This is a genomic window from uncultured Photobacterium sp. (assembly GCF_947502415.1).
Lineage (GTDB): Bacteria > Pseudomonadota > Gammaproteobacteria > Enterobacterales > Vibrionaceae > Photobacterium.
Genome location: NZ_CANMZV010000010.1, coordinates 65,058 through 77,332 on the forward strand (window position 1 = coordinate 65,058; position 12,275 = coordinate 77,332).

Below are 12,275 nucleotides of genomic sequence, written 5' to 3' on the forward strand. Positions count from 1 at the left end.
AATCCTTAGCAGGCGGTTGGTAAATGCCCGCACTTATAGTTATTGGCTTGGATTCATAAAAAGCGTTTGGTGATGTATTCGGAGGTCATGCACTGTAGCACAGCACCATAAGACAGTTCGAATTCAATCAGGCTGCCGACCTGGTAATCCTTCTTGCAGTAGTCGATATCGAGTATTAGGTGGTCACTACTACCGCCAATGATGAGGACATCTTTGTTAATTGGTGTGATTTCACTGATGTCGACATCTTGCTTGCCAATGGCACAGATAGCGCGCTTACGAAGGCCACGGTCAATGAATTCAGGTTTGTTGCCGAATGCATCAAGTGCGGTGGAGTTGACTGGGACGGAGGGTTTGACTTTGATTTCGATAATTTCGCTGGTCAGGGTGAATGTATCCTGACGCGTATAGGGGACAGGCTCGTCGTTGAGGCCGATGCCCATCAGCAGAGAAGCGCCGAGGCGGAGCTGGTTGATCCCATTAGGTAGTTCGTTATCGAGCATGAGGTTAAGGCCCGCTGAACTTGCCCCGGAGATATATTGTAATGTGATGCCATAATCCGCCTCGATCTGTTTGGCCAGATTTACAAGCCGCGTTTGGTTTTCTGATGTCGGTTCTACGCCACCGTAGCAGGCGAGATTAGTGCCAAGGCCGACTAACTGAATACCGGGTAGTTCGATGGTTTTGCGGCTGAGGGCGAGTGTTTCTTCATCGTAAAATGAGCCTTCGCGCAAATCACCGAGGTCGTGCATCAGAATCACTTTGTGTTCTTTGCCTTGCTTGACCGCCTCTTGTGATAGGGCTTCTAACGTTTTGGCTTCTGAGTTGAGGGAGATATCGGCATATTCAATAACATCACTGATTTCGCTTACGGCAGGTAAGCGCAGAAGCATGGTTACGGCATCGAGGTGGCGGATTTTTTTCAGGTTGGCAATCCGTGAGTCGGAAAGGATCTTAATACCGCCGTTGAGAATCGCTTGCCCGACTTCCGGGTAGGCACAGGCCAGTTTGGTTACACCGGTTGGAATAACGTTATGTGCATTGCAGGACGCAACCATATTTTTGGTGTTTTCGGTGATCCTGTTCAGGTGAATATTAATGCAAGGGTAAGTGCTCATGTAATTACCTCTGGGTAATATCTTTATTTGTTTACATTGAGCGCTTTTAGGGTTGAAAGATAAATAAGAGCTTTTTGATGATTACTTTGTGTCAAACCGATGTAATGTAAAATTGAAATAATATGCGAGGAATAAGTGGTTTTATTCCTCGTGCAATATATATAGATTCTTTTATAACGGCGTTGCCAGCAGCGTTTTGGCGTGAGCTGTGGTTATCGCCTGTACTAATTCACTTGCAGCAAATGACAGCTCTTTTGAATCCAGTGTTGTTAAATGAAACTTGGCGGAATATTCGAGTGAAGGTGCATTAACTTTCACCATATCCCCACGTTTCAGCCAAATATCTGCATAATGATCGGGTAGGTAGCCGACAAAGTTTCCTGATAATAAAAGGTGCGCAGTGGCTTCCATATTGGTGCTGCTGGCCTGGTGTTTAAAGCCCTTTACTTTGCTTAATGGAGTAATGCTATGGGACAGTCCTCGCTCAACAACTGGAAAATTAATCAAAGCATCAATGGTAACTTCTTCAGTTAATTCCATTATCGGGTGATCCGGCGCGCAGTAAAGGCACTGCTTTTCTGCAAAAAGGTAGGTGTATTTCAGACCATCTTTGGGCATTTCAGATGAAGTTATACCTAATTCAATTTTGCCTTCAAGGAGCATCATTTCAATTTGGTAAGAATCCCATATATCAGTATCAATCGTTACTTTCGGGTGTTCGTTACAAAATTGCCTGATAGCTTGCTGGATTTTACATTGCGGATTGGTAGCTAAGTTGTCAGTGAGTGCCAGTTTTATATGACCGTGGGAAACACTACGGATGCTGTCGAGTTGTTCTTCGAAATAGGCAATGTCGTTAAATAACATCTGGCATAGCTGGTAGACTTTTTCTCCGTCCTGGGTCAGGCGAAAGCCGCGTCTGCCCCTGTGACATAATGTCATACCAAGTCGTGTTTCCAGATCGTTCATTCTGGTACTGATGGTCGACTGGTGCATGTTTAATTTAAATTGTGCGGCAGAAAAGCCTCCTGAATCGACAATCGTTACAAATAACTGCAGTAGCTTTAAGTCAAAGTCATTTATTTTTCGCATCTCTCAAGTCTCGATTTTTTTTAATAATGCTATTACGTGTTTCTTAGAGAATCTGGGAAGTAACGCACCAGTTTAATACATATCTCTCTTAATGGCTTACAGTGGCGAAAATAGCAGCATCTCTTGTTTTGTTTTGGCTTTTTGTGAGTATTGTCAACAGTTGCGAGGGGAATGAATTGTGAAAGCGTTATTCAATAGTGGCATAATGGTGATGCGGTATGGTATGCGAGATTTGATTGATTCTGACGATGATAATCTAGCCACAATGTATGGCTAAAGCTTGAGATGTTATGACTTATAAAATTTTGATTGTAGAAGATGATCCTATTCTTAGGATGAAGGTAAAAGGGCATTTTTCCCAGGCTGGTTACACCGTTTTCGAGGCTGATAATGGTGGGGGAATGAGAATGATTCTGGAGCGGGAAAAAATTGATTTGATCCTGCTGGATATTAACTTGCCGGGTGAAGATGGAATACAACTTACACGTGAAGTGAGGAATATTTCAGATATCGCGATTATTTTAGTGACGGGTCGAACGGATCCCATTGATCGGATCCTAGGGCTGGAAATGGGCGCGGATGATTATGTCACCAAACCTGTTGAACCACGAGAATTACTGGTTCGTGCTAAAAATTTGCTATGGCGTATCCAACTTACTTGTGATGCTCTGGTGCAGGCTGAGGCAGCCTGGGCACAGCTGGAAAAAGATGAAAGTACATTTAGCTTTCTGGATTTTCAATTTGATGTTACCCAGCGTCAGTTGTCGAAAAGTAGTGAGACGATAAAGTTAACTAAGGCTGAATACGAGTTGTTAGTTGCTTTTATCACCCATCCAAACCGAGTGCTTAGCCGCGATCGGCTGTTGAACCTGATTTCTCATCGCGTTGATACCCCAAGTGATCGTACGATTGATGTTTTGATCCGCCGGTTGAGAAATAAAATGGAAGAAAGCATGAAACATCCGAAGATCTTTGTAACCGTTCATGGTGAAGGATATCTATTTGCTCCTGAGGTTGTTTAATGGCATGAATTTAACAATTAAAGCCAAGCTTTCGCTCATTATGTGTGCATCATTGCTGACAATGAGTGGGTTTTTCATTAGTAGTTTGATCAATACCGAGAAATCAGTACTTGAAGCTGAACAAAACAATGTCAGTGTCAAGGTGGCTAAATTGTTAAATGATAATTTAAAAGGTCAGGTTGATACGGTTACTCGCTCTTTATCCTATTACTATGAGAATTCAAAGCTGGAGAATATTAAAGTCGAGTTGGCGAAGGATATTTCGGCTTTCAGTGGCACGATCGAGAGCATCTATCTGAATAGTGATTCTGATATAGATGCAGAAATCAGTATAAGAGCATTTATAAACCAGTATCGCTGGCATAATGGCCGTTATATTTTTGCTTACGATGCCACGACAATCGTTAATATGGCGAATGGGGTGAATGCCGAGATTGTTGGTACCAGTGCATTTAATAAAAAAGACGATAGTGGAAACTATTATGCACGCAATATTGTCGATGCCGCTAAAGCAAACGAGATAGGGTTTACCGCTTACCATTATCTCAACCCCATGACGAATAAAGTCGAAGAAAAATTAACGGCTTCGGTTTATTTTGAACCTTTAAATTTGGTCGTCGCAACCGGTGAGTACACCAGTACGCTTAGGAGAGATGAGCTCGAAGCGGCAATTCTGACTATCAGTTCATCAAAGTATGGCAAGAATGGTTATTTTTGGGTTCAGGACGAAGAAGGCCGGATTTTAGCCCATCCTGACTCGTCAATTGTGGGTACGGTAATTCCGACAACGACAAAAAAGATAGCAGATAAAATCAGAGGAAAGTCTGAAGCTTTCGTTAAAACCTTTCATAAAAACCCGACAACACAGAAAGCCGAAAACAAATTTGTTTATGCCAGGAAGGTATTTCCCGAATGGGGCTGGACGATTGCTACCGGGACGTATGATAGTGACCTCACCAGTATACAGGATGGTTTGACCAGCACGACGGAAGATATCTTTAATGCCAAAGTGTATATGAGTATTGCAACGTCTGCGGCTTTACTGGTGTTGGCATTACTTGTTGCAACCATATCCATAAATCGGATCGTAAAAGGGCTGGTGATCTTAAAAGAGCGCATTGATACGCTATCAACGGGCGAAGCGGATTTAACGTCTCGGATTGAGATCACTTCGCACGATGAACTGGGGGACATTGGCCACTCGGTTAATAACTTTATTAGTTACTTGCAATCGATGATCCAGGAAATCTCGCAGGCATCTGATCACATTACTGACGGAATTGATCACAAAACTAATTTGTTTGTTGATTCGGGAAATCAAAATCGTGCTACTGATGAGATCCTCGAGGCATCAGGCAGTATGACAGCGGCTATCAAGAAACTGGCAGCGGGTGATTTGTCGGTCGATATTCCGAGAGGAGAGACGGATGAAAAAAGCCAGCTGGCCGATGCTATTTCGGTCTTTAAAAAGAATGCGCTAGCCCTGCAGGAGCATAAAAACGAGCTGCAAAAACTGGTTGATGAGCGAACGGCACAGCTCATTAAGGCCAATGACGCGCTTAATTCCGAAGTCACTAAGCATGAGAGAGCACGCGAGCAGGCTGAACAGGCCAATATAGCCAAATCGACATTCCTAGCTCACATGAGCCACGAGATCCGTACTCCGATGAACGGGATTATGGGGACACTACAACTGCTTGATAATACGGTTTTGGATCGGACTCAAAAGAACTATACCAAAACTATCATTGCTTCAGGTGAAGTGCTGATGGGAGTGCTCAACAATGTCCTTGATTACTCTAAAATCGAAGCCGGGCACCAGGATATTAATGAAACCAATTTTCATACTGATTCGGTCGTAAGTAATGTAGTGAACATGCTAAATGCCAGGGCCAAGGAAAAAAATATCAGGCTCAGTTATGAAGTTGCCGATGGCATTCCTGATTATCTGCATGGTGATGCTAATAAGCTCATGCAGATCTTGATCAATTTGGTGGGAAATGCCATTAAATTTACAGAACAGGGCAGTGTCACCATTTATGTTCAGCTTAAAGAGCAATCGACTGAAGAGCAGTTTTTGCTTCAGTTTGAAGTGCGCGATACGGGTAAAGGTATCGCTGAAGATAAACAAGCGGTTATTTTTGAACCTTTTGAACAAGCGACGAGATCCGAACGGGGGACCGGCCTGGGCTTACCGATCAGCAAACGGTTTGCTGAGATGCTGGGGGGCAAGCTAACGGTTCGAAGTGAGATTAATGCCGGTAGTCAATTTGTCTTATCATTACCTCTGAGCGCAGCCGAAGAAGGTAAAGTGATTTCGACCAATGAAACGGTGCCACTGCCGGTTCCACCATTGAAGGTATTGCTGGTTGAGGATAATGAAACGAATGTCTTGGTGGCACAAGGTTTCCTGAATAAGCTCGGCCATGAGGTCGTGGTGGCAATGTCCGGAAAAATGGCACAACGAGCAATTGAGGCTCATGATGTCGATATTATCCTGATGGACATAAACCTGCCGGATACCGATGGTGTTACGCTAACACATCTCTTGCGAGAGCAAGCTAATCGCTACATCCCGACAATTGCTTTTTCCGCTCATGTGTTTCGTCAAGAGATTGAGTCATATCTGGAAGCTGGTCTCGATGGCTTTTTGGGTAAGCCGGTACAGTTTGAACAGATGCAGGCAATTCTCGCTAATGTCTATCATGGGCAGGCTATTAAATATGAATCTGCCGATGATGAATATTCGGTATCAGCGGTGTTATTTGAGCCTTCGGTATTAGAGGGCGATCGACAGATCCTCGGCGATGATTTAGTTAGTGAGATGCTTGAGACTTTCTTTATTCATTCTGCTTCACTTGCCGAAGAAATCGCGATTCAAACTTCACCAGAAGTGATTATGAAGCTGGCTCATAGTTTAAAAAGTTCGTCTGGGGCGATTGGTTTAATTGGTCTATGCAAGGCTTGCGAGGAGCTTGAAATAGCGTGTAAGCAAGGTAATGATAAACAGGAAATCATATTCTTAACAAAAGCTTTGCTATCAATTTATCCAACGTCGATTGACAGGCTGAAAGATGAATTTAAATTAAAAAAAACAAAGGTTGATACCGAGCCTTCAGGTTTTTAAGCGTTTTTTTTCTGTTCTATTTGATAAAACTAAGGCCTGATTACAGGCCTTAGTGGTTTATGAATCAGCATCTGTTCATAAGTTTACATAATTATTTATTACTTGTTCCCAAAAAATATTCATTATTTGCATATCAATTGATTGATTAGGGTGTTGCATAAGCTGAAAGGAATTTCTGATTCAACTTGTCCCTTTGTTGTATTTTAATGGATAAAAGATATGTCTCTACCATATGTAATTCTGACCATACTGAGTGACCGTGAAGCTACGGGTTACGATATCACTAAAGAGTTCTCTCACAGCATCGGCTATTTTTGGAAAGCCAGCCATCAGCAGGTATATCGCGAGCTAAATAAAATGGCACGTAATGATCTGGTGATTTCCAGAGTAGAAGAACAAACCAGTAAACCGGATCGTAAGGTCTATTCCATTACAGATCTGGGCCGCCAGACGTTGTTAGAATGGTTTCAGAAGCCGGCTAATAACCCGACAATTCGTGATGAGCTATCAGCCAAGCTATTGGTTTGCAGCCTTCACAATTCAGAGCCTATGCAACATCAGCTTGAAGGGTTAATTGACGAGTCTTATTCATTGTTGAACCATTATGATGCTTTGGAAAAAGTGTATTTTTCCCACTACCGAAATATGACTCGCCAGTCTCGCCTTGAGCGTCTGACCCTGCGTCGTGCGATTCATAATCGCCAGGCATGGATCTACTGGGCTGAAGAAGTTCTGCAAGAGCTTAAAGAGATGGATTGCCCAGAGAAAAGTAGCGAAGTAGAGCTTCGCCTTTGTGTATAGATTTTTAAGTAAAACTTTTATGTGTAGATATTGATTTAACAATTAGGCTGAGAGGGTAAACACAGAACATATCGGGATTTTGACCGTAAGATAAATCAAATAAGAACAGACTAGTGCACAATCGTTTATAAACGACATATAGAAATAAAAATTAAAAGGTAAGTAGAAGAGTGCCAGAGATAAATATATCAAAATAAATTATATAATCTGGCTTTATGAAAAAAAGCGACAGTTATCCCAATGGTAACTGTCGCTTTTCTGTTTTAGGGGCTCAGCAGACGGAATCCAGCTGTTGGTGGATTTCATCTGTGAGTTTCTCGAGGGCTTCTTTTAGTTTTATCAGCTCAGGTTCTGATGGCAGCGCTCCGGATTTGAACTTTTGTTCAATGTCTTTTGCTGCTTGGTGGACATGAAGGGCACTGATACTGCTTGATGCTCCTTTGAGCGAGTGGCTGATCAAAATTGCCTTATCGAAATCATCCTGAGCGATAGCTTCTCTGAGTTTCTCGACATCCTGATTGTGTTCATCGGCAAAAATGGCTAAAAATTGCAAGATAATGTCAGTGTCATTGTCCATCATTTCAAGCAGTGAATTTAATTCTATTTGGTGGAAATTAGCCGGATCGAGTGTCTCGCCTGTGTTTGCATTAGTCGCTAGGGTAAACGTAGCGTCACTGGCTGTTTTATCATCGATGATTATCTCTGGTGTGCTTTGTTCAATTTGGTCATCATCGGTGAATACTTCTTCAATATAAGCGGATTGCTGCGAAATACTTTTTTTCTGTACCTGTTCGAATTCGGCGCGCAGCATCGCTATATGGGTAATTTTGTGCTTAAAGCGTTGCAGGGCATCAAGCAGCTTTCGTTCATCCAGTGGTTTCGTGATCACGCAGTCAACACCGGCATTGAGCATACTTTTTTGTGTATCTTCAAATACATCTGCTGTGCAGGCAAAGATAGGTACCTGGCTGATCGGTTGGTTCATTCCACGGATCCTAAGGGTCGCTTCAATACCATCCATTACGGGCATATGATTGTCCATCAGGATGAGGTCAAAGTATTCCTGTTCAAGAATAGACAGGGCCTCTGCACCATTCTCGGCTGTGTGGGTGACAAAACCACGTTGTTTGAGAAAAGCATCAATGATCAGTACATTTAGGTGATTGTCTTCAACGATCAGTACTTTGAGGTTGGCAAAAGCACTTTGGTCAAATTCAGTGCTCTCTTGCTCCGGCTGCATGTATTGTCCCTGGTGGATGGACAGGGTGACCGTAAAGGTTGAGCCGGTACCAGGTATGCTGTTAAGGCTGATATTGCCGCTCATGAGTTCGGCAAGTTGCTTGATGATACTCAGTCCTAATCCCGTTCCGCCAAAGCGGCGACTGGTCGAGGCTTCGGCCTGGACAAACGGGTCAAAGATATACTGGAGCCGATCAGGCTCAATACCTATACCTGTATCTGAAGTGATAATGGTTAGCAGCAGCTCGGTTGGGCTGGAGCCTTTTTCCAGTTTAAGGGTGACCTCAACTTTGCCTTGTTCGGTGAACTTAATGGCGTTATTGATAAGGTTGAATAAAATCTGGCGGATACGGGCTTTGTCAGCATAGAACCAGTCATATTGGTTAAATTCGCAGTTGATGTTGAAGCCAATGCCTTTTTCTTTTGCCAGCGAACAGTAGGTACTTTCAATAGTGCCAACAAGGTCAGTAAAACAGAAGTTGGTTGGATCCAGTTTAAGCTGACCTTGCTCGATTTTTGAGAAGTCAAGAATGTCATTGAGCAGCGACATCATGTGTTTGCCGGAATCAAGTAGTGTTCGTAGGTGGTGTTCTTGTTTCTCGGTCAGCTTGGTCTTGAGAAGTAGTTGAGACAGCCCTAGCATGCCGTTCATTGGTGTACGGATCTCATGAGACAGATTAGCAAGGAAAGCTGATTTTGCTCTGTCTGCGGCTTCTGCTTTATGAAGTGCCCGGTTTAAGCGTTGGGTATCGTAAGAGATCTTATCTGCGCCCTGATTTAAGGCATCGTGGAGAACTTGAAATTCATGAGGGCCTTCAAAGTCGTCGTTACGGTCGTAATTACCAAGCCTGAACTGTGCAGCAAAGCGTGATAGCTTGGCTAGCGGCAGGGTAATGCGTTTGGTCAGGGCGACGGAAAGGATGATTACAATTCCGGCAGTTAGTAGTAGTGCTGCCAGAAAAAAACGGTGCATATAGTCCAGGACATGGGTAACGGTATCTTTCGGGGTAATGGAGACCAGAGACCAGATCGGTTGATTGCTGTTGCCCCGGGTTGAAAGTCGGGAGACGGTTGCAATCAGGTCATCGTCATAGCGATCAGTATAGTGAAGCACTTGGCTGGTGGTCTCGTTGTTGCTATTTTCGTGGCGATATATCTGCCGGAAGTATTCAAAAGCCTGCAGTAATTGTCCTTGGTGAAGGCCTGATAGGAGCACATCACCTTCCTGGTTGATGAGGATAAGGTAGTCCTGTTTGTTAATCCGTTCGGCTAAGAACACTAACTGTTTATTTAGCTCGCTCAGTTCGTATTTTACCACCAGAAGTCGTGAATCACTGAAGTTGCTCGTTGCCTGTGATGGGGGGATAACCGGAGTTATTAGGTAGAGAAAAGGAAACCTGTCTAATTGCTGCGGGGTAGATATGTAGACATTGTTCTCTGATTCGACTAGTTGCTTTGTGATGTCGTCAAGCTGATTAATGCCAGCTTGGTTAAGTTTGTCGGTAAGGGTATGAATTGAGGTTGTCTGGGATGATTCGGCAATAATGTAGCGTCCATTTTGTTTTTCTAGCAGATAAATGGCTGAAAAAGCTGTATCGATTGTTGTGATTTCTGACAGGTAGCGGCTAACGAATTGGTGGTCAACTTGCCTTGAGTCAGGATTGAGAGCAAAAACCGGTGAGTTAGCCAGACTCTTGATACTCAGGAGTCGCTTGGTAATGATATCGTCAATATTTTGCGCAGCAAGATCCGTTCGGTTGCTTAAGTTTTTTGAAATTTGTGTCAGCGCGATAGTCGAGAGTTTGTCGCTGGTGATCCAGCTATAAATGAATGCCGGAACAATACCTACGAACAGCATACTCGCCAATAACATTGGCTTGATTCGATATGGAATAACCCTGAACAAACTACCGTACCCCGACATTTTAGACTTATTAATTGTTTGTAAATAAATCTTAGATAATTATCAATCGCTACGCATGATAGAGAGAAGGAAAGTTGATCTCGCCGACAAAGAAATTGCAAATAATATAAATCGGGATAAGTAAGTGTTCAGATAATTGCGCAGGGAAAATTGTCTATAACAAGGAAAAATTTGCCGTAACTAGTTGGGATAATTGCAAAAATCTGACGCCGTAATAGCTGATTTTAGCCAGCCAGAATGGAAAGTTTAGAAATAAGCCACTTGATTTTAGGTGTATGCTATCAATTAAAATCAAGTGGTATAAATTAGTTCAGAAGTTGTTCAAGCGTCAGTGGCGCAGAGGTCAGGCCCATCTGTTGCGCAGGAGTCTGGCCGGAGCGATCTTGGCGGCACAAATTATGCCATGCGCGATAGATATCGAGCAGAGGCAGCAGACCGGCTGGTCGTAATTTACGGCGCGGCTCGTCGACAAGCTGAGCGAACTGATCATGGAAGCGGTTCTGATAGTCGCTGATAGCATTATGTGAGGCGGTTTCCAGCCATTTATCTTCACTGCCTTTTTCGCCGCCTAGATGGCAGATCCCTTTGCTTATGTCTTCATGACGGGTAAAGGCCCAGCGATCTCGCCACCATCCCATAAGAACAATATCAATTCTCCCGGAAGATTGTCCGTGCTGCCAGCCTAGATCTTCCTCAACATAGAGAGGATGGATCGTTTTTGCTTTGATACGCTCCATGAATACAGAAATACAAGCAGATCGTAACAGGGGTTCTTGCGGCATGAAGATCGCTAGCGATTCGTTGTATTCAAGCATCTCGGCAAGATGCAGATAATGGGCATAAACAGTGTATTGAGGGCGAATCAGGCAGCCTTTGGCCGGGTAATTAACTCGTGGCAGGTTGCTGAGTGGATCTTCAAGGTTCGGGCGTGACAATACCTCGCGGTATTTGGTATCGACACGCGCTAAAATCCCTTGCGGGGCTGGTGGGGGAACTTCAACCAGCTTGGCTTTTGGTGGGGCCATGAAACGGGTGTCATCAGAATACGGGTCATGTTCTTCGCTTGGATTATCAACGTCACTTTGCTGGAAATTGACGTGCTGACCGACAACGTAGCCAGAGCTGGCTTCGCAGCTTGCAATCCAGCTGACCCCGTTATCGCTATTAGGCTGCAACGGGGTCAGATCGGACGCTAGTGACAGTGTTTGGGCATGCTTGAACAAACGCGCATCGAACATCGAGAGTTGCCGACGACAGCGGCTGGCTATCTGAGATAGCTGATCGTAGAAAGACTTAGGGTTCATGCTCAGGCGACGGCAGATGTCACGAACTGAACATCCGGTAAATAACAATGCCAGCAGTTTTTGTTGGATCTGGTTTTTACCATTAAAGCCAGACCAGCGATCAACAAAAGTGGCCTGACAGCATTTGCAACGATAGCGTTGGCGGTCGCCACTGTAGCCAAAGGCATGGTACAGGTGGCGATGTGTTAGGACCGGTAACCCGAGATTTTCACAATCAGGGTTACTGCAGGCTGGTAAGCCGCTACTTTGCATCAGCTTTAGGCGTGCAACTTCGGCAACCACATCATGGTTGTTGAGAACAGGTGGAAACGCTCCGCATTCGCGGCAAACTAAGGTCGGGCGGTTGGGGTTAGTCCGTTGCAGCACATAATGATGCTTGTCTTCAGAGCCAAAATTGCTGCAGCCGATAGATTTACAGTGGTTAAGCTGAAGTTTGCCGCTAGCCGGAGGCAATAAGGAATCATTGCAATCGGAGTGAAGTGTTTTCATCATATCAGCCTAACCTTATCCTTGTGCCTGAGCAGAATGTAGTGAGCCGCTGGGGCCACATCCCAAAGGGGGTAGGGAAGGGTACTGAATAAAAGGAATTAGCCTTTTATTCAGTACATAATTAGATGTTAGCAATTAACAGAAAGAGCACTTGGCTGC

7 protein-coding genes are annotated in these 12,275 nt (G+C 44.0%); 3 read left to right on the forward strand and 4 right to left on the reverse strand.

Annotation, left to right across the window (positions count from 1 at the left end):
• Positions 1-53: 53 nt before the first annotated feature.
• Both Q0852_RS12340 and Q0852_RS12345 read right to left on the reverse strand, forming a co-directional pair.
• On the reverse strand, positions 54-1,118 hold the full coding sequence (locus tag Q0852_RS12340; protein WP_299018336.1) for an alanine/ornithine racemase family PLP-dependent enzyme: 1,065 nt from the start codon (positions 1,116-1,118) through the stop codon (positions 54-56).
• Positions 1,119-1,289: 171 nt separating this feature from the next.
• A complete protein-coding gene (locus Q0852_RS12345) occupies positions 1,290-2,210 on the reverse strand; it encodes a LysR family transcriptional regulator (protein WP_299018337.1) in 921 nt (306 codons plus the stop codon).
• A gap of 290 nt (positions 2,211-2,500) precedes the next feature.
• On the opposite strand from Q0852_RS12345, the gene torR reads away from it, so the two are divergent.
• From torR to Q0852_RS12360, 3 genes are all read left to right on the forward strand, one after another.
• A complete protein-coding gene (gene torR, locus Q0852_RS12350) occupies positions 2,501-3,232 on the forward strand; it encodes a two-component system response regulator TorR (protein WP_299018339.1) in 732 nt (243 codons plus the stop codon).
• Positions 3,233-3,236: 4 nt separating this feature from the next.
• Positions 3,237-6,359: a cache domain-containing protein gene (locus Q0852_RS12355; protein WP_299018340.1), complete on the forward strand. Its 3,123-nt coding sequence runs from the start codon at positions 3,237-3,239 to the stop codon at positions 6,357-6,359.
• A 219-nt stretch (positions 6,360-6,578) separates the two neighbouring features.
• A complete protein-coding gene (locus tag Q0852_RS12360; protein WP_299018341.1) occupies positions 6,579-7,160 on the forward strand; it encodes a PadR family transcriptional regulator in 582 nt (193 codons plus the stop codon).
• Between the two features lie 271 nt (positions 7,161-7,431).
• Here Q0852_RS12360 and Q0852_RS12365 read toward each other — a convergent pair whose 3' ends face one another.
• Together Q0852_RS12365 and Q0852_RS12370 are read right to left on the reverse strand one after the other, a co-directional pair.
• Entirely contained in the window at positions 7,432-10,305 is a 2,874-nt protein-coding gene (locus Q0852_RS12365; RefSeq protein ID WP_299018343.1) for an ATP-binding protein, read from the reverse strand.
• A gap of 323 nt (positions 10,306-10,628) precedes the next feature.
• On the reverse strand, positions 10,629-12,119 hold the full coding sequence (locus Q0852_RS12370) for a lactate dehydrogenase (protein ID WP_299018344.1): 1,491 nt from the start codon (positions 12,117-12,119) through the stop codon (positions 10,629-10,631).
• Positions 12,120-12,275: the final 156 nt, after the last annotated feature.